This is a genomic window from Pseudomonas sp. WC2, assembly GCF_050586545.1.
In the GTDB taxonomy this organism is placed as follows: Bacteria; Pseudomonadota; Gammaproteobacteria; order Pseudomonadales; family Pseudomonadaceae; genus Aquipseudomonas.
On sequence record NZ_JBOBDR010000004.1, the window covers coordinates 175,941 to 197,237 of the forward strand.

20 protein-coding genes and 1 riboswitch are annotated in these 21,297 nt (G+C 58.9%); of the genes, 9 read left to right on the plus strand and 11 right to left on the minus strand.

All coding sequences use genetic code 11. The annotated features are described in order from the left end of the window. Positions 1 to 150: 150 nt before the first annotated feature. Together ACQ4OE_RS06425 and ACQ4OE_RS06430 are read left to right on the plus strand one after the other, a co-directional pair. Positions 151 to 819 (plus strand): polysaccharide lyase family 7 protein, encoded by a 669-nt coding sequence (locus tag ACQ4OE_RS06425; RefSeq protein WP_430946136.1) that lies wholly within the window; start codon positions 151 to 153, stop codon positions 817 to 819. 454 nt (positions 820 to 1,273) lie between these two features. Further along, positions 1,274 to 1,636, plus strand: a complete 363-nt coding sequence (locus ACQ4OE_RS06430; RefSeq protein ID WP_430946137.1) for a DUF6124 family protein — start codon at positions 1,274 to 1,276, stop codon at positions 1,634 to 1,636. Positions 1,637 to 2,268: 632 nt separating this feature from the next. On the opposite strand, the gene fba is transcribed toward ACQ4OE_RS06430, so the two are convergent. The 6 genes from fba to tkt all read right to left on the minus strand — a co-directional run bounded on the left by fba (position 2,269) and on the right by tkt (position 8,521). Continuing rightward, the gene (gene fba / locus ACQ4OE_RS06435; RefSeq protein WP_008081027.1) at positions 2,269 to 3,333 is read right to left on the minus strand and encodes a class II fructose-bisphosphate aldolase; all 1,065 of its coding nucleotides are present in this window, start codon (positions 3,331 to 3,333) and stop codon (positions 2,269 to 2,271) included. A gap of 165 nt (positions 3,334 to 3,498) precedes the next feature. Continuing rightward, the gene (locus ACQ4OE_RS06440; RefSeq protein WP_430946138.1) at positions 3,499 to 3,831 is read right to left on the minus strand and encodes an MliC family protein; all 333 of its coding nucleotides are present in this window, start codon (positions 3,829 to 3,831) and stop codon (positions 3,499 to 3,501) included. Positions 3,832 to 3,888: 57 nt separating this feature from the next. Beyond that, positions 3,889 to 4,110 (minus strand): hypothetical protein, encoded by a 222-nt coding sequence (locus tag ACQ4OE_RS06445; RefSeq protein WP_064119176.1) that lies wholly within the window; start codon positions 4,108 to 4,110, stop codon positions 3,889 to 3,891. 34 nt (positions 4,111 to 4,144) lie between these two features. Next, positions 4,145 to 5,308 carry a phosphoglycerate kinase gene (locus tag ACQ4OE_RS06450; RefSeq protein ID WP_430946139.1) on the minus strand — a complete coding sequence of 388 codons (1,164 nt, stop codon included), beginning with the start codon at positions 5,306 to 5,308 and terminating at the stop codon, positions 4,145 to 4,147. 12 nt (positions 5,309 to 5,320) lie between these two features. After that, positions 5,321 to 6,373, minus strand: coding sequence for an erythrose-4-phosphate dehydrogenase (gene epd, locus ACQ4OE_RS06455; RefSeq protein WP_430946140.1), 1,053 nt, complete (start codon positions 6,371 to 6,373; stop codon positions 5,321 to 5,323). Between the two features lie 150 nt (positions 6,374 to 6,523). Beyond that, the gene (gene tkt / locus ACQ4OE_RS06460) at positions 6,524 to 8,521 is read right to left on the minus strand and encodes a transketolase (protein WP_430946141.1); all 1,998 of its coding nucleotides are present in this window, start codon (positions 8,519 to 8,521) and stop codon (positions 6,524 to 6,526) included. Positions 8,522 to 8,779: 258 nt separating this feature from the next. Here tkt and ACQ4OE_RS06465 point away from each other — a divergent pair, with 258 nt between their 5' ends. From ACQ4OE_RS06465 to ACQ4OE_RS06480, 4 genes are all read left to right on the plus strand, one after another. Beyond that, positions 8,780 to 9,775, plus strand: a complete 996-nt coding sequence (locus ACQ4OE_RS06465; RefSeq protein ID WP_430946142.1) for an ArsR/SmtB family transcription factor — start codon at positions 8,780 to 8,782, stop codon at positions 9,773 to 9,775. A gap of 18 nt (positions 9,776 to 9,793) precedes the next feature. Beyond that, positions 9,794 to 10,984, plus strand: a complete 1,191-nt coding sequence (metK, locus tag ACQ4OE_RS06470; protein WP_008081040.1) for a methionine adenosyltransferase — start codon at positions 9,794 to 9,796, stop codon at positions 10,982 to 10,984. Between the two features lie 169 nt (positions 10,985 to 11,153). Continuing rightward, a complete protein-coding gene (ligB, locus tag ACQ4OE_RS06475; RefSeq protein ID WP_430946143.1) occupies positions 11,154 to 12,821 on the plus strand; it encodes an NAD-dependent DNA ligase LigB in 1,668 nt (555 codons plus the stop codon). 97 nt (positions 12,822 to 12,918) lie between these two features. Next, entirely contained in the window at positions 12,919 to 13,314 is a 396-nt protein-coding gene (locus tag ACQ4OE_RS06480; RefSeq protein ID WP_430946144.1) for a DUF1090 domain-containing protein, read from the plus strand. Positions 13,315 to 13,392: 78 nt separating this feature from the next. Here ACQ4OE_RS06480 and ACQ4OE_RS06485 read toward each other — a convergent pair whose 3' ends face one another. After that, positions 13,393 to 13,842, minus strand: coding sequence for a cytochrome c (locus ACQ4OE_RS06485; RefSeq protein WP_122594716.1), 450 nt, complete (start codon positions 13,840 to 13,842; stop codon positions 13,393 to 13,395). A gap of 128 nt (positions 13,843 to 13,970) precedes the next feature. Here ACQ4OE_RS06485 and mltA point away from each other — a divergent pair, with 128 nt between their 5' ends. Then, entirely contained in the window at positions 13,971 to 15,155 is a 1,185-nt protein-coding gene (mltA, locus tag ACQ4OE_RS06490; protein WP_430946145.1) for a murein transglycosylase A, read from the plus strand. A gap of 117 nt (positions 15,156 to 15,272) precedes the next feature. Here mltA and ACQ4OE_RS06495 read toward each other — a convergent pair whose 3' ends face one another. Together ACQ4OE_RS06495 and ACQ4OE_RS06500 are read right to left on the minus strand one after the other, a co-directional pair. Further along, positions 15,273 to 15,656 carry an MAPEG family protein gene (locus ACQ4OE_RS06495; RefSeq protein WP_122594714.1) on the minus strand — a complete coding sequence of 128 codons (384 nt, stop codon included), beginning with the start codon at positions 15,654 to 15,656 and terminating at the stop codon, positions 15,273 to 15,275. Positions 15,657 to 15,695: 39 nt separating this feature from the next. Further along, complete coding sequence (locus tag ACQ4OE_RS06500; RefSeq protein ID WP_430946146.1) at positions 15,696 to 16,529, minus strand: EamA family transporter; 834 nt, start codon at positions 16,527 to 16,529, stop codon at positions 15,696 to 15,698. 155 nt (positions 16,530 to 16,684) lie between these two features. On the opposite strand from ACQ4OE_RS06500, the gene ACQ4OE_RS06505 reads away from it, so the two are divergent. Next, the gene (locus ACQ4OE_RS06505) at positions 16,685 to 17,950 is read left to right on the plus strand and encodes a cation:proton antiporter (RefSeq protein WP_430946147.1); all 1,266 of its coding nucleotides are present in this window, start codon (positions 16,685 to 16,687) and stop codon (positions 17,948 to 17,950) included. Here the strand turns inward: ACQ4OE_RS06505 and ACQ4OE_RS06510 are convergent, their stop codons facing one another. Next, entirely contained in the window at positions 17,951 to 18,838 is an 888-nt protein-coding gene (locus tag ACQ4OE_RS06510) for a formate/nitrite transporter family protein (protein WP_122594711.1), read from the minus strand. It lies immediately after the preceding gene. Positions 18,839 to 19,013: 175 nt separating this feature from the next. After that, complete coding sequence (locus ACQ4OE_RS06515; protein ID WP_016984776.1) at positions 19,014 to 19,421, minus strand: acyl-CoA thioesterase; 408 nt, start codon at positions 19,419 to 19,421, stop codon at positions 19,014 to 19,016. A 197-nt stretch (positions 19,422 to 19,618) separates the two neighbouring features. Continuing rightward, a riboswitch (S-adenosyl-L-homocysteine riboswitch) is annotated at positions 19,619 to 19,717 on the plus strand. Positions 19,718 to 19,740: 23 nt separating this feature from the next. Here ACQ4OE_RS06515 and ahcY point away from each other — a divergent pair. Then, on the plus strand, positions 19,741 to 21,150 hold the full coding sequence (gene ahcY, locus ACQ4OE_RS06520) for an adenosylhomocysteinase (RefSeq protein WP_430946148.1): 1,410 nt from the start codon (positions 19,741 to 19,743) through the stop codon (positions 21,148 to 21,150). Positions 21,151 to 21,297 lie beyond the last annotated feature (147 nt).

The following is a 21,297-nucleotide window of genomic DNA, read 5'->3' on the forward strand; positions in this document are numbered from 1 at the left end:
AAGATGGCATTTCGACAGGATGTTGACGCCAATCATCTGCCAAACGGGCGTTAACAAAAAATCCCTCTACGCTTATAAAGGCCGCCCGAAAAGGCGCGGGCTAGAGCTTCTGGCACCCGCGTTCAGGATGAACAGAGTGGAAAAACCGACATGATCGATCTCGCAACCTGGAACCTTAGCGTTCCTGTCGGCAGTCCGCCGTACACCGTCGAAACCGCCAAACTGGTGAAGGGCTTCAAGGATCAATACTTCCATTCCGACACCGGCACATTGTTCTTCTGGTCACCGGTTACCGGATCAAAAACCGAAAACGCCATCTACCCGCGCACCGAACTGCGCGAGACCTACAGCAACGGCAAGTTGCGCAACTGGTACTACCCCGACGCCGACAACTTGTTGCGCGCGACCGTCACGGTCAACAAAGTGCCCAGCTCCGGCAAAATCGTCATCGGCCAGATCCACGCTTATGAAAGCCAGAAGCCGATGGTCAAACTCGAATACCAATACAAGACCAAAACCGAGACCGGCAATCTCGTCATCAAGGTCCGTATGCACCCGGATGATGACGAAAGTCGTGTGATCACTCTGGCGACCGGGGTCAAACTGGATCGCGAATTCAATTACCTCATCCACCTCAGCCCCGGCGGTGCGTTGGGTGTAAGTGCGGCGGGGTATCAGTGGGATTCACAGATCAGTGCTACGTGGCGGAACAAGCCGTTGTACTTCAAGGCTGGGGTTTATGTGCAGGACAACACCGGGTACACCAGCGAAGGTGGCCAAGTGACCTTCTCCAAACTCGACATCGATCACGACAAGTAACCAATCCCCACTGTAGGAGCTGCCGAAGGCTGCGATCTTTTGATCTTGTTTTTGATTCTAAAAAGACAAAATCAAAAGATCGCAGCCTTCGGCAGTTGCTACCTTTAAACAGCGCTGTTTAGATTTGTCGGCGGTTACTTCCCGAAGCCTACAACAGCTTGCGTCGTTGCCTACGGGTACGCCAGAATCCGCCGGCTTGTGCGCCTGGCGGGCCATCGGTAACTTGATTCGCGTCACTGATTTCCAGTGATCGGGTTTAGTAGCCCGTGGTGTTTTTCAGTTATGTGCAAAGCGCATCCGTCGGTGATTGCTGTCCGACTTGATGGTGGCTGTGTGCAGGGCGCTTCGGCGCGCCGGTAAATGCTGAATACTCCCCGGTCTACTAACCTGCGCACAGCTGCCCCCCTTCTTTTAGTAGAGAGGGAGAAGCGGCTCCATCAGGAGTTTTCAGCTTATGACCAAATCAACGCCACACCCGCCGGTCATCGACCCGGCCTCCCCGTACGAATCCCCCGACTCAAAAAAACTCAACGACGCCGCCAAACGCGCCCTCGACCACTACCTCAACCCCGCCGCCCTTATCATGGCAAGCACCAACAACCCAGACCCCATGTACCTCGCCAATCCGAAATACAACACCGAGTCCTTGCTGGCCAATGCCGGCGAAACGTTGGGCTCAGCCAGCGAAATGCTCAACAACTTCGCGGCGACGCTCGATACCTCGCACCGCAAGACAGCGCTGGGGATCGCGCAGGTGGTCATGCTCGGTGAACTGGCGGTGAATCAGGCTCTGGACCATGTGGAGTTGAAAGAGTAATCATCACGCCAAAAAACGTTATTAACCCTCTGACCAATGAAACCCCATCTTATGATGGGTTTCCTTCAGTTTTCGATTAAGTGATCTCGCTCCGTTAGCTCCTTAACAACTAAAGGCTAGAGCGAAACATTATAAAAAACTGTCATTTATTACAGGTGACCACTTTTCTGCGAAGAATGTAGCCTTGTTGACGAAACAGATGATTAAGAACCTAAACAAATTAGGGTTTTCCCGGCTTCCTTCGCAACAATGGAGAGTTCAAATGTCCGACATTCCTGTAATCACACAGCCTGAACCCAACAAAAGTGGTTGGGGTACAACGCCCAGAATATTCGGTACTGCACCCGCAAACTCCAGCGTAGAGATTTTCCAAGTTGATAGCGGTAATAGATTGGGGGGGTGGAGTGGCCATCAACGGATTCTGGGCTATCGACATCAACATCCCGCCGAACCAGTGGTTTATGATTACCGCTCGCAGCTACCAAGTGTATGGCCAGTTCTCGAACTGGAGCCCTCCTTTTAATATTCATAGTTAACCGATGCAGCGTATTTCTCTTTAAAACTTGCAAAACCGCACCTACAAAAAACCCGCCTCTCGGCGGGTTTTTTAATTCAGCTAAAACACCAGCGGCTTAGTTAACCTTAGCGTTCAACTCACCCTTCAGATAACGCTGATACATCGCTTCCAAGGAGATCGGCTTGATCTTCGAAGCATTGCCCGCAGTGCCGAAGGCTTCGTAGCGAGCGATACATACATCACGCATCGCAGTAACAGTCGCGCCGAAGAACTTACGCGGATCGAATTCGCTCGGGTTGGTGGCCATCAGGCGACGCATGGCGCCGGTGGATGCCAGACGCAGGTCGGTGTCGATGTTGACTTTGCGCACGCCGTGCTTGATGCCTTCGACGATTTCTTCAACCGGAACGCCGTAGGTTTCTTTGATGTCGCCGCCGTACTGGTTGATGATCGCCAGCCACTCTTGTGGCACCGAGGACGAACCGTGCATCACCAGGTGGGTGTTCGGGATGCGCTTGTGGATTTCCTTGATGCGGTCGATCGCCAGCACGTCGCCGGTAGGTGGCTTGGTGAACTTGTAGGCGCCATGGCTGGTGCCGATGGCGATGGCCAGGGCATCGACCTGGGTGCGCTTGACGAAGTCAGCGGCTTCTTCCGGGTCGGTCAGCATTTGGCTGTGATCCAGAACGCCTTCAGCGCCGATGCCGTCTTCTTCGCCGGCCATACCTGTTTCCAGCGAACCCAGGCAACCCAGCTCGCCTTCTACCGAAACGCCACAGGCGTGTGCCATGGCCACGGTTTGTTGGGTAACGCGGACGTTGTAGTCGTAGTCAGTCGGGGTCTTGCCGTCTTCGCCCAGCGAGCCGTCCATCATCACCGAGCTGAAGCCCAATTGAATCGAGCGCTGGCAGACGTCAGGGCTGGTGCCGTGGTCCTGGTGCATGCACACCGGGATGTGCGGGAATTCTTCGATCGCGGCCAGGATCAGGTGACGCAGGAATGGCGCGCCGGCGTATTTACGGGCGCCGGCCGAAGCCTGAACGATCACCGGGGAGTCAGTCTTGTCAGCGGCTTCCATGATGGCGCGCATCTGCTCAAGGTTGTTGACGTTGAAGGCTGGAACGCCGTAGCCGAATTCGGCTGCGTGGTCCAACATCTGGCGCATGCTGATAAGTGCCATTGTGTGTGTCTCTCCCGGTTTAGGGTCGTTAATCGTGCCAGCCTGCCGGAGCGGCGGCGGCTATTCAAGTGATTGCAGATCGGGGGTTGAGGCCCGGTCTGGTGATTCGATAAAGCAAAATCCTGAGAACTCCACAGCTCCCACATTAGAACTGTGGTGTGTCAATTACTGCGCTTTGCAGCCGCGGCCGATCAGGTCACTGGTGGCGACCCAGTAGACCAGGCCTTCGTCACCTTTGACGTGAAACGCCAGCATGCCGTCGCTGTACAGCGTGCCCGAGGCGCCCGGCTCTTCTTTCAGACGGTAGACCTGATCACCGCCACCCAGCCGCACGTCGACCTCCTTCTGGCCGGCGTCGGCGTAACGCCACAGCACTTTGGCCTGGCTGTCGCAGGTCCAGGTCGTCCAGTTATCTGCCGGAGCAGATGACTGAAACAGGTTCAACTGCGCGCAACCGCCCAACAATGCCAACGCCGCAATGGCGATCAAGCCTTTCATCCGTGTACCTCGACTGACGGCGCACGCCGCCAGCCCTGAGTTAAAGAGTCAGACCCGTCAAGGACAACCATGTTCCTTGGCCGGGGTTTGCGTCTCGTACTTCTCCAGACCGTCCGGGCCCGAGCGCTTGTTCAGCACCGGGTTGGTTTCGGCCTGCCAGTCGGCCTGATAACAGCCCTTCTGCGACTCGCTCGGTGCGGGCGTGGCTTCGGCCTTCGGGTTACTCCCGCAGGCCGCCAGCGTACCGGTCAGCAACAACAGCGCTAACGACTTGACCATGTAAACACTCCTTTGCCTGGCCAAACGGGCGGCCTCAGGCCTTGGCCCGGCTTTCCAGGACTTCAACGGCTGGCAGCACTTTGCCCTCGACGAATTCGAGGAACGCGCCACCACCGGTGGAAATGTAGGAGATTTGCTCAGCCACGCCATATTTATCGATCGCGGCCAGGGTGTCGCCACCACCAGCGATGGAGAACGCCGAGCTTTCAGCGATGGCCTGGGCCAGCACTTTGGTGCCGTTGCCGAACTGGTCGAATTCGAACACACCGACGGGGCCGTTCCACAGAATCGTTTTCGACGATTTCAGCAATTCGGCGAAGTTAGCTGCGGTTTGCGGGCCGATGTCCAGAATCATGTCATCAGCAGCCACATCAGCGATCAGCTTGACGGTGGCTTCAGCGGTTTCAGCGAATTCCTTGGCAACCACTACGTCGACCGGCAATGGCACGCTGACTTTGGCAGCAATGGCGCGCGCGGTGTCGAGCAGGTCTGGTTCGTACAGGGATTTGCCAACCGGGTGACCGGCCGCTGCGAGGAAGGTGTTGGCGATGCCGCCGCCGACGATCAGTTGATCGCAGATCTGGCTCAGGCTGTTCAGCACGTCCAGTTTGGTCGAGACTTTGGAGCCGGCAACGATGGCTGCCATTGGCTGAGCCGGTGCGCCGAGGGCTTTGCCCAGTGCATCCAGTTCAGCGGCCAGCAACGGGCCAGCGGCGGCGACTTTGGCGAACTTGGCCACGCCGTGGGTCGAACCTTCGGCGCGGTGAGCGGTGCCGAAGGCGTCCATCACGAACACGTCGCACAGGGCGGCGTATTGCTGGGCCAGTTCGTCAGCGTTCTTTTTCTCGCCTTTGTTGAAGCGCACGTTTTCGAACAGCACGATGTCGCCAGCCTTGACGTCGGCGCCGCCGAGGTAATCAGCCACCAGCGGCACTTCACGGCCCAGAGCCTTGCTCAGGTAGTCAGCGACTGGCTTGAGGCTGTTCTCGGCAGAGAACTCGCCTTCGGTCGGACGGCCAAGGTGCGAGCAGACCATCACGGCCGCACCTTTTTCCAGGGCCAGCTTGATGGTCGGCAGCGAAGCCAGGATACGCGCATCGCTGGTGACAACACCGTCCTTGACTGGGACGTTGAGGTCTTCGCGGATCAATACGCGCTTACCTTGCAGATCGAGGTCGGACATCTTCAACACGGTCATGGGTCGCACTTCCTACGGTTTTTTTGAAGTTGCTGTTTGCAGATAGTGTTCTGCAACGTCCAGCATTCGGTTGGCAAAACCCCATTCGTTGTCGAACCAGGCCAGGATGTTTACCAGTTTGGGGCCGGAAACACGGGTCTGACTGGCATCGACGATGGCCGAATGTGGGTCATGGTTGAAATCACAGCTGGCATGCGGCAACTCGGTGTAGGCCAGCAGGCCTTTGAGCGGGCCGCTGGTAGCGGCCTCGCGCAGGATCCGGTTGATCTCATTGGCGTCGGTCGCGGTGGCGGTCTGCATCGTGATGTCGAGGCAAGACACGTTGACCGTCGGCACGCGTACGGCTTTGGCCTGAATTCGCCCGGCAAGTTCCGGCAGCAGGCGCTCGATACCCCGCGCCAGACCAGTGGACACCGGGATCACCGACTGGAACGCCGAACGGGTGCGGCGCAGGTCTTCGTGGTGATAAGCGTCGATCACTGGCTGATCGTTCATCGCCGAGTGAATCGTGGTGATCGACACGTAATCGAGGCCGATTGCCTTGTCGAGCAAACGCAACAGCGGCACGCCGCAGTTGGTGGTGCAGGAGGCGTTGGACACCAGCAGTTCGTCGCCGGTCAGGCAATCCTGATTGACGCCGTAAACAATGGTCGCGTCGACATCCGCCTCGCTGGCCATCGGCTGCGAGAACAACACGCGTGGCGCGCCGGCGTCGAGAAAGCGCTGGCCGTCTTCACGGGTGTTGTAGGCACCGGAACATTCGAGCACGAGATCGACGCCCAGCGACGCCCAATCGATGCCTTCGGGGGTGGCACTGCGCAGAACCTTCACGCAGTCGCCATTAATGTAGAGACAATCGCCTTCTACTCGCACTTCGCCGGGAAAACGGCCGTGGGTGGAGTCGAAGCGTGTCAGGTATTCGATGCTGGCCATGTCCGCCAGATCGTTGATCGCGACAATTTCAAACCCGGCTTTCTCGCCTCGCTCAAACAACGCACGCAAGACGCAACGACCAATCCGGCCATAGCCGTTGAGTGCAACTTTGAAGGGACGCGGTTGAGGCATGGGGTTCTCGATTACCGTGGTGAATCAGGCAGTGCGATGTTGCCTGAACCAACACTTTCGCGAGCAGGCTCGCTCCCACATTGGAATGCATTTCCCTGTGGGAGCGAGCCTGCTCGCGAAGGCGTCAGCTCAGACGACATCTTTTCTGGATCAGTCTTCCAGCAGCTCTTCAGCCTGACCCAGGATGTTTTCCAGGGTGAAGCCGAATTCTTCGAACAGTGCCGAAGCCGGAGCCGATTCGCCGTAAGTGGTCATGCCGATCACGCGACCTTCCAGACCCACGTACTTGAACCAGAAATCGGCGTGAGCCGCTTCGATGGCGATACGTGCGCTGACCTGCAGCGGCAGCACGTCCTGCTTGTATCCAGCGTCCTGAGCATCGAACACACTGGTGCAAGGCATGGAAACCACGCGCACTTTGCGGCCTTGCTCGGTCAGCTTGTCGTAAGCCTGAACCGCCAGGCCCACTTCCGAACCGGTCGAAATCAGGATCAGCTCAGGCTCGCCTGCGCAGTCCTTCAACACGTAACCGCCACGGCTGATGGCGGCGATCTGGCCGGCATCGCGTTCCTGGTGTTGCAGGTTCTGACGCGAGAAGATCAGCGCCGATGGGCCGTCCTTACGCTCCAGAGCGTTTTTCCAGGCCACGGCCGATTCAACGGCATCGGCTGGACGCCAGGTGTCGAGGTTCGGTGTGGTACGCAGGCTGGTCAGCTGCTCGATCGGCTGGTGCGTCGGGCCGTCTTCGCCCAGACCGATGGAGTCGTGGGTGTAGACGTGGATGACTTGCTTCTTCATCAGCGCCGACATGCGCACGGCGTTGCGCGCATATTCCATGAACATCAGGAAGGTCGCGCCGTAAGGCACCAGGCCGCCGTGCAGGGTCACGCCGTTCATGATTGCGGTCATGCCGAACTCGCGCACGCCGTAGTACATGTAGTTGCCGCTGGCATCTTCAGCGCTGACACCTTTGCAACCTTTCCACAGGGTCAGGTTGGAACCGGCCAGGTCAGCCGAACCGCCAAGCAGTTCCGGCAGCAATGGGCCGAACGCGTTCAGGGTGTTCTGGCTGGCCTTACGGCTGGCGATGGTTTCGCCTTTGGCCGCAACTTCAGCGATGTAAGCCGAGGCTTTTTCGGAGAAGTCAGCCGGCAGCTCACCGCTCAGACGACGGATCAGTTCGTTGGCTTCGATCGGGAACTCGGCGGAGTAAGCAGCGAAACGCTGATCCCACTCGGCTTCGGCCGCCCGGCCTTTTTCCTTGGCATCCCACTCGGCATAGATATCGGCCGGGATTTCGAACGGGCCGTGGTTCCAGTTCAGCGCCTGACGAGTCAGAGCGATTTCCGCGTCACCCAGTGGCGCGCCGTGGCAGTCTTCTTTGCCCTGCTTGTTCGGCGAACCGAAACCGATGGTGGTCTTGCAGCAGATCAGCGTCGGCTGCGCGCTCTTGCGCGCGGTTTCGATGGCGGTCTTGATCTCTTCCGGGTCGTGACCGTCAACGTTGCGGATCACCTGCCAGTTGTAGGCTTCGAAACGCTTCGGCGTGTCATCGGTGAACCAGCCTTCGACTTCGCCGTCGATGGAGATGCCGTTGTCATCGTAGAAGGCAATCAGCTTGCCCAGACCCAGAGTGCCGGCCAGGGAAGCGACTTCGTGGGAAATGCCTTCCATCATGCAGCCATCACCCAGGAACACGTAGGTGTGGTGATCGACGATGTCGTGGCCAGGACGGTTGAACTGCGCGCCCAAAACTTTTTCTGCCAGGGCGAAGCCCACAGCGTTGGCCAGACCCTGACCCAGCGGGCCGGTGGTGGTTTCAACGCCCGGGGTGTAACCGAATTCCGGGTGGCCCGGGGTGCGGCTGTGCAGTTGACGGAACTGCTTGAGGTCGTCGATCGACAGGTCGTAACCGGTCAGGTGCAGCAGCGAGTAGATCAACATCGAGCCGTGGCCGTTGGACAGCACGAAGCGGTCACGGTCGGCAAACGATGGATTGCTCGGGTTGTGCTTGAGGTAGTCGCGCCAAAGCACTTCGGCGATATCTGCCATACCCATAGGGGCACCGGGATGGCCGCTGTTGGCTTTTTGCACGGCATCCATGCTGAGGGCACGAATGGCGTTGGCACGCTCACGACGGCTAGGCATCGCTGATCTCCTGGGTTCTGGTAAGTCGAAACGGAAAAAAGGAGGGCATTTTCCCTCACCGGAGCGCCTCGGGGCAATGACAGATAGTCATCCGGGGGCGTTTTTCCAATGGATAGCGGCGCTTTCTATTGGTGAAACCTTTCCGCTACTCGTTTGTAGAGTTAACCGTTTCGTGAGAAGTGCCATTTATCGAGCAATATCAAAACTTTTTGATATTGCCCTTGCGAGGAATTCTCACCGTCACTAGACTGCGGCCCTATGAATTTACGCGTGCCTTCCATTCGCCACGACGATTGCGACGAGCTGGCGGCCCTGTGCAAGGCCGGCGGCGATCCGTTGCGGCTGAATGTATTGCGCGCCCTGGCCAACGACTCGTTCGGTGTACTGGAGCTGGCGCAGATTTTCGGCATCGGTCAGTCCGGCATGAGTCATCACCTTAAAGTGTTGGCGCAGGCAGATCTGGTGGCGACGCGCCGCGAAGGCAACGCGATTTTTTATCGCCGCGCCCTGCCCCACACCGGATTGCTCGGCGGCAAATTGCACGCGGCATTGTTAGAAGAAGTCGACAACCTCGATCTGCCTGACGATGTGCGAGCGCGCATCGAACAGGTGCACGGCCAACGTGCTGCGGCCAGCCAGGACTTTTTCGCCCGGGTTGCAGAGAAATTTCGCGCCCAGCAAGACTTGATCGCAGGCCTGCCGCAATACCGCGACAGCGTGCTGGCCCTGCTCGACAAACTGAACTTCGACGGTGCAGCCACGGCCATCGAAGTCGGCCCCGGCGATGGTGCTTTTCTGCCGGAACTGGCCCGTCGCTTCGGCAGCGTAACCGCGCTGGACAACAGCCCGGCGATGCTCGAACTGGCGCGTCAGGTATGTGAACGTGAACAGCTGGCTAACGTCAGCCTGCAATTGGCCGATGCATTGAACGGCACCAGCCTCAAGGCCGATTGCGTTGTACTGAACATGGTGTTGCACCATTTCGCCGCGCCGGCCGATGCGCTCAAGCACATGGCCGACCTGCTGCAACCGGGCGGTAGCCTGCTCGTGACAGAGTTATGTAGCCACAACCAGAGTTGGGCCAGGGAGGCCTGCGGTGATCTCTGGTTGGGGTTTGAACAGGACGATTTGGCCCGTTGGGCCACCGCTGCGGGACTCGTTCCCGGGGAAAGCCTCTATGTAGGCTTACGTAATGGTTTCCAGATCCAGGTCCGCCACTTTCAGCGACCGGCTGGCGACACTCACCATCGGTAAATTCAGGAAAACATCGAGATGAGCGAATACTCCCTCTTCACCTCCGAGTCCGTGTCCGAAGGACATCCGGACAAAATCGCCGACCAGATTTCCGATGCGGTGCTGGACGCCATCATTACCCAGGACAAACACGCACGCGTTGCCGTGGAAACTCTGGTCAAGACTGGCGTGGCCATCGTTGCCGGTGAAGTGACCACCAGTGCTTGGGTCGATCTGGAAGAGATCGTGCGTAACGTGATTCTCGACATCGGCTATAACAGCTCCGACGTCGGCTTCGACGGCGCGACGTGCGGCGTGATGAACATCATCGGCAAGCAGTCCCCAGACATCAACCAAGGTGTTGACCGTGCAAAGCCTGAAGATCAGGGCGCCGGCGACCAAGGCCTGATGTTCGGCTACGCCAGCAACGAAACTGACGTTTTGATGCCAGCGCCGATCACCTTCTCGCACCAGTTGGTGCAGCGCCAGGCCGAAGCCCGTAAATCGGGTCTGCTGCCTTGGCTGCGCCCAGACGCCAAGTCGCAAGTGACTTGCCGTTACGAAGGCGGCAAGGTTGTCGGTATCGACGCGGTTGTTCTGTCGACCCAGCACAACCCTGAAGTGTCGTACAAAGACCTGCGCGAAGGCGTGATGGAGCTGATCGTCAAGCACGTACTGCCTGCCGAACTGCTGAGCAAAGACACCCAGTTCCACATCAACCCGACCGGCCAGTTCATCATTGGCGGCCCGGTAGGTGACTGCGGTCTGACCGGTCGCAAGATCATCGTCGACAGCTACGGCGGCATGGCCCGTCACGGCGGCGGCGCGTTCTCCGGTAAGGATCCATCGAAGGTTGACCGTTCGGCTGCCTACGCTGGCCGTTACGTTGCCAAGAACATCGTCGCTGCCGGCCTGGCCGAGCGTTGCGAGATTCAGGTTTCCTACGCGATCGGCGTGGCTCAGCCGACTTCGATCTCGCTGAACACCTTCGGCACCGGCAAGATCAGCGATGACAAGATCGTCAAACTGGTCCGTGAAGTGTTCGACCTGCGTCCATACGCAATCACCACCATGCTTGATCTGCTGCACCCGATGTACCAGGAAACTGCAGCGTACGGCCACTTCGGTCGCACGCCAGAGACCAAGACTGTTGGCGAAGACACCTTCACCACGTTCACCTGGGAAAAAACCGACCGCGCCGACGCCCTGCGCGCTGCTGCTGGTCTGTAAGCTTTCCCCGGCGGTACCTAAAAGCCCCGCACGGTTCGCGCCGTGCGGGGCTTTTTCATGCCTGCAAATTTTAATTTAGCGCCGTTGCAACACCCCGAAAAACACCCGCCCAACCTCGCTCAAAATCCTGACTAACCTTGAGGAACACCCATGAGCAAGGACGCTCACGATGCGTTTGTGTTTGTTTGTTTTGCTGCACCTTGTATGCCTGACGGGCTACGCGTCTCAATGCCCCGACTGGTCACCCACCCAAGCCAAGCGCGAAATAATCGCCCTGCAAAAACAGGTCAATCATTGGGACGACGCCTACCACCGCGAAGGCCGCTCACTGATTGCCGATGAACTCTACGATCAATCGCGCCAGCGTCTGAGTGAATGGCGTGAGTGCTTCAAGCTGCCCTCGTCGCCCGAACCACTGCGCACAGCATCCGGCACCGTCAGCCACCCCATCGTCCACACAGGTCTGGATAAAATTCACAAGACCGAGGCCGTGGAAGCATGGTTGCGGGATCGCCAGGCTGTGTGGATACAGCCAAAAATCGACGGCGTCGCGGTGACGTTGATTTATCGCGAGGGCGTTTTGCAACAGGCAATCAGCCGAGGTGATGGGCTTCGTGGTCAGGACTGGACGACATCGGCGCGAACCATCAGAGCCATCCCGCAACGCCTCACACAACCGCTGGATCTGCTGGTCCAGGGCGAACTCTATTGGCGCCTCAGCGAACATGTGCAAGTCCGCTCGGGCAGCGTCAATGCGCGCGCCACCGTGGCCGGATTGATGAACCGTCAATCCTTGAATGCAGAACAAGCCAGCGGCATCGGACTGTTCGTCTGGGACTGGCCGCAAGGGCCACTGGATCTGCCCGAGCGACTCACCCAATTGGCGACACTGGGTTTCGCCACCATTGAACCGTACAGCCATCCCGTCAGCGACTTCGCAGCGGCGCAGAAATGGCGCGATCACTGGTATCGCTCGCCGCTGCCCTTCGCCAGTGACGGCGTAGTTCTGCGCCAGAGCCGGCGACCACCCGCCGAACGCTGGCAGGCTCGCGCGCCGTACTGGGCCGTCGCCTGGAAATACCCGTTTGCCCAAGCGTTGGCCGAAGTTCGCAAGGTCAATTTCAAAGTCGGTCGCACCGGACGCATCACGCCCGTACTGGAGCTCAAGCCTGTCATGCTGGATGACCGGGAGATCAGGCGAGTCAGTGCCAGTTCCTTGAAACGTTGGCAGGAACTGGACATTCGGCCCGGCGACCAGGTTGCGATCAGCCTTGCCGGCCTGACGATCCCACGGCTCGACAGTGTGGTTTTACGCGCCAGCCAACGGGCCGACCTCAACGTCCCTGACGCTGAAGACTTTCACGCGCTGAGCTGCTGGCAACCGACCGCAGGGTGCGAAAGCCAGTTTCTCGCCCGTTTGACCTGGCTCAGCGGCAAGCAGGGCCTGAACATGCATCATGTCGGCCGTGGTACTTGGGAGAAACTTCTCGAAACACGCCGCCTGAACAACCTGCTTGATTGGTTGACCCTCGATGCGCCAGAGCTTGCTAACATTGCCGGCTTCGGCGAACGCAGCAGCGCGCGTCTGATTGAAAGCTTTCACGGCGCCCGCCAACAACCGTTTCGCCAATGGCTCAAGGCCTTGGGCTTGCCGCCAACCGGTCAGGCACAACTGGCTGACTCGTGGCAGGCGCTGGCACAACGTGACACCGAACAATGGCAGGCAGAAGCCGGCATCGGCCCGGGACGCGCGGCGCAACTGAGCGCATTCTTCCGCGACCCGCAGGTGCTGGCCCTGAGTGAAACTTTACGCGCCGCCGGAATCGACGGTTTTTGAACATGCAATCCCGGCTGGCCGGGAACCCAACGGCGGCCGAGGCGCTCCAACAGCGCAGTGCCCAACCGACCCGATTGCCTTTGCACATGGAGCTTTTATGAAATTTCTCGCACCGCTCGCCATGCTGACCCTTTGCGGCGTGATGGCCGCCCCTGTGATGGCCGACGAAGATGCGCCGGGCCTGACCGGTTGTGCTGCCAAGAAGCAGGGCATCATGAATCAGATCGAACAGGCCAAATCGCGCGGCAATGCCGATCAGCAGGCAGGCCTGGAAACCGCACTGCGTGAAGTGACCGAACACTGCACCGACGCAGGCCTGAAGAAAGAGCGCGAAAAGAAGGTGCTCGATGCCAAGCACGAAGTGAGTGAGCGCCAGGCCGATCTCGACAAGGCGATGAAGAAAGGTGATGCGGAGAAGATCAACAAGCGCAAAGACAAACTGGCCGAGTCGCGTAAAGAACTGCAGGAAGCGCTGGACGAAATCGACAAATAAAAATTAAAAGATCGCAGCCAGCGGCAGCTGTTGCCCTGATCAATGCAGGGGCTGCAGCAGGCTGCGATCCTTTAAATATCAATGATCCCGAAACTGTTTATGGCAAGCGCTGCAGGCATCTTCAACTTTCTGCACCGCCGGTCCGAGATTGCTGACCTTGTACGGTTGAACCTGACTGGCGATCACCAATTCACCGGTGGCCGCTTCAAGGTTGCGGGCCATTTCCTGAAACTGCGCCTGTTTCTGCCAGACGTCGTCCTTGGCGCTGGTGTGATCTTCTTCGCGCACCTGCGGGAAATGCTTCCACGGCTCATGGGACAGCGCATCTAGCTTGGCCGCGCCTTCGGCAAATTTCGGCCCGTCGAACGGAATGCGTCCGCGCAACATGCCGCCAAGGTCTTCGCCGGTCTTGAGCATTTGTTTGAAGATGGCCTTGCGCTGGCCCAGCGGGGAATTCGGATCGACACCGCCACAGGCGGACAAGGTCAGACAGGCCAGCAATACAACAGCAATGCTTTTAAGAGTCATGGTGGCTTCAGGTCACGGAATTCGGCGGCCAGTATCCTCGCGTCACCGCCAAACACCAATAGCCCTATTAAAAATACGGGTTGCCTGAGCGCATGGAGCACTCGGCCAACCGGCACAGGAATCACTCCATGAACAGCCGCTTCAAGGCCTGGCGTCATCCACTGATTGCAACCTTGCCGATACTGGCAATCCTCGCCGGCTGCACTGGCGGCGAGCCCGCCAAGCCAAAAACCCACGCCTTGGCGACTTACTCCAGCGCCACTTGGGAAGCACTGCCGGCCGTGTCCGACAGCGACTTGGTCGCCGGTTTCGGCTCATGGCGCAGCGCTTGCACCCGACTCAAGGCTGATGCGGTCTGGGGCACCACCTGCGCGGCAGCGGCCAATGTGCCGCAGAGTGCCAGCGAAATTCGCGCGTTCCTCAAGCAGAACCTCGATGTCTACGGCCTGCGTGCCGAGAACGACAACCCTAACGGCTTGATCACCGGCTACTACGAACCGGTCTACCCCGGCAGCCTGACACCCACCGACGTAGCGAACGTGCCGGTGTACGGCGTGCCCGAAGACATGATCATCGTCTCGCTGGACAGCATTTATCCCGAACTCAAAGGTAAACGTCTGCGTGGTCGGCTCGAAGGTCGAGTGCTCAAGCCTTACGACGATGCCGCGACCATCGAATCCAAAGGCGTGAAAGCCCCTGTGGTCGCCTACCTGACCGATCCGATGCACCTGCAATTTCTGCAGATTCAGGGTTCGGGGCGGATTCAGACCGAGGACGGCAAACAGCTGCGCATCGCCTACGCCGACCAGAACGGTCACCCGTATCGTCCGATCGGTCGCTGGCTGGTCGAGCAAGGTGAGCTAAAGAAAGAAGACGTGACCATGAGCGCGATCAGCAACTGGGCAAAGGCCAATCCGTCGCGCATTCCGGAATTGCTCGGCAGCAACCCGAGTTACGTGTTTTTCACCCGCAACCCGGACAGCAACGAAGGCCCGCGCGGTTCGCTGAACGTGCCGTTAACCGCTGGCTACAGCGCAGCGGTGGATCGCAAGGTGATTCCGTTGGGCAGTTTGTTGTGGCTGTCGACCACGCGTCCGGATGGCACCGCACTGGTGCGCCCGGTGGCGGCGCAGGATACCGGCGGCGCGATTGCTGGTGAGGTGCGTGCGGATCTGTTCTGGGGCACGGGCGATGCGGCCGGGCAACTGGCCGGGGACATGAAACAACAGGGGCAGATCTGGATGCTATGGCCAAAAGGCGCAGCGCTGCCGCAAGTGCCGCAGGTTGCGGATACACCCAAGGATAAATCCTGAGTTCTTCGATGCCTGATCAGCAGCTTTCGCGAGCAGGCTCACTCCTACAGGGGAACGCATTCCAACTGTAGGAGCGAGCCTGCTCGCGAAGGGACCATCAGCAACACCAAAAAAGCATCAGACCGACACAAAGAAGAACGAAGCAATCAACCCCATCCCCACAAACCACACCAGCGAACGCAGCGCCGCCCAGTCCGCCAGATAGCAAATGATGTAGAGCAGGCGACTGGTGATAAACAGCACCGCCAGCACATTGACCGTCACCAGTTCCGCCGTGCCCACCAAGTGCGCAACGATTACCGCCGCGGCAAACGCCGGCGTCACTTCAAAACTGTTGAGTTGCGCCGCGTGTGCACGACGAGCGACGCCATCGACGCTGTCGAGAAAATCCCGCGGATCGGAATTGTCCCTGAGCCTGAACCCACCCGACGCCTTCGCCACAATCGTGCACACGTACGGCAGAAAAATCGCGATCAACACACACCACAGAGCTACCGTCATAACGCCGTCCTTTTTTCGATTTATAGAATTCGCGGGCCGTCAGAACTTCATGATCAGCATGCCAATCAACACCAGCCCACAGGCTAAGAGCCGCGGCCGGCCGAAAGGTTCTTTGAGGTAGCGCATCCCGAACAGCACCACCAGGATCACGCTGATCTCGCGCAACGCCGCCGCTTCGGCAATCGAGCCCAACTGCATCGCCCATAGCACCAGAGCGTAGCTGGCCAATACGCAGACGCCCACCGCCAGGCCCAGCCGCCATTGCTCTCGCCAGAACAGCATGAACGCCGGACGCTTGGCGCCCCATGCCAGCAACGGAAACGGCCAGGCACTAAGCAGCGTGACCCAGACCAGATAATCCAGCGGATGCGACCAGCGCCGCAGCGCCTGGCCATCGATGTAGGTGTAGCAGCCGATGCACAGGCCGATCAGCGCCACCACCGGGAGCATCGACCACGGCAAATGCTTGCCACCGCCGCCCTGCCATAGCAGGCACACCATGCCCAACGGAATCAGCATGATGCCGAAAATCTGCTGAGTGGTGAGCACTTCACCGGCGAAGATCAGGGTCAACGCCAGCACCACCAGCGGCGACAATCCACGCATCAACGGATAGACCAACCCAAGATCGCCGACTCGATATGCCTGAATCAGCAAATAGCGATAGAGCAGCTCAAACGCCGCCGACGCGAGAATCCACGGCCAGATCTCCATGGGCGGCAAGCTCACGAATGGCAAAGCAATGGCGACCACCAGCAGCGCCACGGTGTCCATGCATGCCACCACCAGCAGACGTTCGGCGCTGAACTTGATCAACGTATTCCACGTCGCATGCAACAGCGCCGCCATCAATACCAAAACTGTCGCCAGCACGTGTCACTCCTTGATTTTTTTGTTGACCCTACACCAATGCGTGCGGCTGACCAACGGAGAGGACGGATTGTGTCCTCACCCCGAATCGGCCCATCCAACCTCTGCACCGAAGATTCGGAGCGCTGTCTTTCCACCCTTCATCCAAAGGACCCCGGATGCTTGAACTTGTCGCCGCTTTCATCTGCCTCACCACCCTCTTGACCTTCGTCAACTTCCGTTTTATCGGTCTGCCACCGACCATCGGCGTGATGGTTACCGCACTGTTGTTCTCGCTGATCCTGCAAGGCCTGAGCGTGCTCGGCTATCCCGGCCTCGAAGAACGCGTACAGCAGCTGATCGGCCAGATCGACTTCGGCGATCTGCTGATGAACTGGATGCTGTCGTTCCTGCTCTTCGCCGGCGCTCTGCACGTTAACCTCAACGACCTGCGCAGCTACCGCTGGCCCATCGGTCTGTTGGCGACGTTCGGCGTATTGATTGCCACCACGGTGATCGGCAGCATCGCCTATTACATCTTTGCCCTGTTCGGCTGGCACGTGAGCTTCTTGTATTGCTTGCTGTTCGGTGCACTGATTTCGCCGACCGATCCGATCGCGGTGCTCGGCGTGTTGCGCACCGCCAACGCGTCGAAGCCGTTGAAAACCACGATCGTCGGCGAATCGCTGTTCAACGACGGCACGGCGGTTGTGGTGTTCACCGTGCTGCTGGGCATCGCCCAACTCGGCGAAACCCCGACCGTCAGCGCCACGGCGATGCTCTTCGTTCACGAAGCGATTGGCGGCGTGCTGTTTGGCGGGCTCATCGGTTATCTGGTCTATCGGATGATCAAGAGCATCGAGCAGCATCAGATCACCGTGATGCTGACATTGGCCCTGGTCATCGGCGGTTCGGCCATGGCCACCGAGATTCACGTTTCCGCGCCGATTGCGATGGTGGTCGCCGGTCTGATCATCGGTAACGTCGGGCGCAATCTGGCGATGAATGACATGACCCGCCGCTATCTGGACGGTTTCTGGGAGTTGCTGGATGACATGCTCAATGCGCTGCTGTTCGCGCTGATTGGCATGGAGCTGTTGCTGCTGCCGTTCAACTGGTTGCACATGGCCGCAGCAGGTTTGCTGGCGGTGGCGATTCTGCTGTCGCGCCTGCTCACCGTGGCCCCGGCGATTGTCCTGCTGCGACGCTGGCGGACAGTGCCCGCCGGCACCATCCGCATTCTGACCTGGGGCGGTTTGCGCGGCGGTGTCTCGGTGGCACTGGCGCTGGCCCTGCCGCTGGGCCCGGAGCGCGATCTGCTGCTGAGCATCACTTATATCGTGGTGCTGTCGTCGATCCTGTTGCAGGGCCTGACCATCGGCAAACTGGTCAAGTACGCGACTCGCAACGAGCCGGCGACCATCAGCGAAGCCGCTCACCACTGATCATTTTTTGATCTGCTGCGGATCAGGTTTCTCGGCCTGATCCGCAGACTCCTTCGGCGCCCCGCTTTCGCTGCGAATCTGCGCATGGCTGATCAGCGCGAAAATACAGCTGCCGCCGATGATGTTCCCCGCCAGCGTGGGACCGGCGAACACCGCCCAGAAATCACTCCACGGCAACTCGCCGGCAAACACCAGATACGACACCTCCGCCGAACCCACCACAATGTGGGTGAAGTCGCCGAGCGCCATCAAATAGGTGATGAGGATGATGATCCACATCTTCGCGCTCTCCATGGACGGGATCATCCAGACCATGGTGGCGATCATCCAGCCCGAAACGATGCCTTTGGCGAACATCTGGCTGGCATGGTTCTCCATGACTTTGCGGCCGATTTCGAGGAAGGCGTGGTCAGTCTTGGTGTCGAAAATCGGCAGTTCGAGCATCACGTACGCCACCAGAATCGTGCCGCAGAGGTTACCGACCAGCACCACCGTCCACAGCCGGATCAGCCGGCCGAAGTTTTTAAGGGTTGGTTTGGTCATCACCGGCAGAACGGCAGTCAGGGTGTTTTCAGTGAACAGTTGCTGACGGGCGAGAATCACCGCGAGGAAACCGGCGCAGTAGCCAAAACTGGCGATCACTTTGAATTCATCGCCCTCGGGCAGGCGCGAATTGAGCAAGCCCATGCCCATCAGCGACAGGCCCATGGTCAGCCCCGCCGCCAGCGCCGACCACCAGAGCGCGGCGATGCTGCGCTCCAGTTCCTGATCGCCTTGCGAGCGGATGATTTCATGCAGAACGGCCGCGCGGGGCGGCTGGTTTTTCTCGACTTCGTGTTGCTCTTTGGCCGAGAGATCGGGGGTCTTGCCGTCGGTGGGGGTGGTCATGGCGTGGGAACCGTGGGGGTGGTGTTTAGCTACGACTCCCGCGGCTCACGACTGTTCAGTGGCCAGATGAAGATTCGGTGGCTGCACCACCGCCATCGCTAGCAGGGCCAGCTCCCACAGGTAAAGCGTGAACCTTGTGGGAGCGAGCTTGCTCGCGAAGAAAGCACCGCCGATGTTATTTGGTGACTAACTCATCTTCCTGAAACTGGTCTTTCACATATTTGATTTCAGTGCGGCCATGCGGCGCCGGCAAGCCGTCTTCGCCGAGGTTCACAAACACCATCTTCTCAACGGTGAGAATGCTCTTGCGGGTGATCTTGTTGCGCACTTCACAGGTCAGGGTGATCGAGGTGCGGCCGAACTCGGTGGCGGTGATGCCCAGTTCGATGATGTCGCCCTGACGCGAGGCGCTGACGAAGTTGATTTCGGAAATGTACTTGGTCACCACGCGCTGATTGCCCAACTGCACGATGGCGTAAATCGCCGCTTCTTCGTCGATCCAGCGCAGCAGGCTGCCACCGAACAGGGTGCCGTTAGGGTTGAGGTCTTCGGGTTTTACCCATTTGCGGGTGTGGAAATTCATCTTCACTCCTGAGGTCTTGCCGAACGATGGGCGGTATCTTGGCAGACTGAGCGGTCAGGCTCCATGCGGCTTCGACTATGGTCGCCATTAACGATCTTCATCTGGCCGACAGAAACCCTTTGGAAGATCAGTCTAGACGGCTATAATCGCCACCGTTTCAAAACGGTCATCTCCAATTGGTACCGTTTTCCCGCCACCTGTCCGAGGGGCGCTGCAGCAGGTTCGACCTGTCAGGCTCGGATGGGGCGTTGACTGGCCACGGCCAGACACTAAACGCACAACGGCGCCCATTCGCATACATTACGAATGGAGGCTCTTCATGAGCGCTGTCAACACGCCTGCAGATTTTAACGACTACAAAGTCGCCGACATGTCCCTGGCTGCTTGGGGTCGTCGCGAAACCATCATCGCCGAATCGGAAATGCCAGCCCTGATGGGTCTGCGTCGCAAGTACTCCGGCGAACAGCCGTTGAAAGGCGCCAAGATCCTCGGCTGCATCCACATGACCATTCAGACTGCCGTGCTGATCGAAACCCTGGTTGCCCTGGGTGCCGAAGTGCGCTGGTCGTCCTGCAACATTTTCTCCACTCAGGATCAGGCCGCTGCCGCTATCGCTGCTGCCGGCATCCCGGTTTTCGCCTGGAAAGGCGAAACTGAAGAAGAGTACGAGTGGTGCCTGGAACAAACCATCCTGAAGGATGGCGCGCCATGGGACGCCAACATGATCCTCGACGACGGCGGCGACCTGACTCAGCTGCTGCACGACAAGTACCCACAAGTACTGGATCGCGTTCACGGCGTGACCGAAGAAACCACCACTGGCGTACACCGCCTGCTGGACATGCTGGCCAAGGGCGAGCTGAAAATCCCGGCCATCAACGTCAACGACTCGGTGACCAAGTCCAAGAACGACAACAAGTACGGCTGCCGTCACAGCCTGAACGACGCGATCAAGCGTGGTACCGACCACCTGCTGTCCGGCAAGCAAGCGCTGGTCATCGGTTACGGTGACGTGGGCAAGGGTTCGGCTCAGTCCCTGCGTCAGGAAGGCATGATCGTCAAGGTTTCCGAAGTTGACCCGATCTGCGCCATGCAAGCGTGCATGGATGGTTTTGAACTGGTTTCGCCGTTCATCGACGGTATCAACAACGGCACCGAAGCAAGCATCGACAAAGCGCTGCTGGGCAAGATCGACCTGATCGTGACCACCACTGGTAACGTCAATGTTTGCGACTCGAACATGCTCAAAGCCCTGAAGAAGCGCGCTGTGGTCTGCAACATCGGTCACTTCGACAACGAAATCGACACCGCTTTCATGCGCAAGAACTGGGCATGGGAAGAAGTGAAGCCACAAGTACACAAGATCCACCGTACCGGCCCGGGCGCTTTCGACGCGCAGAACGATGACTACCTGATCCTGCTGGCCGAAGGCCGTCTGGTGAACCTGGGTAACGCCACTGGTCACCCAAGCCGCATCATGGACGGCTCGTTCGCCAACCAGGTGCTGGCGCAGATCTTCCTGTTCGACCAGAAGTACGCCGACCTGTCGCCAGCCCAGAAAGCCGAGCGCCTGACCGTTGAAGTACTGCCGAAGAAACTCGACGAAGAAGTGGCCCTGGAAATGGTTCGCGGCTTCGGTGGCGTGGTCACGCAACTGACCAAGCAACAGGCTGACTACATCGGCGTGACCGTCGAAGGCCCGTTCAAGCCGCACGCTTACCGCTACTAAGTTAAGAGCAGCTGCGAGTTTCCAGCTTCAAGTGGCAAGCGAGGTCAAAAGCCAGACTTGCCGTGCGAAGCCTGAGGCTCTGCCATCATTTCAAAACAGCGTCAGGCTACAGGCTACTAGCACAAGAGATCAGCGCACCTCCGCTGC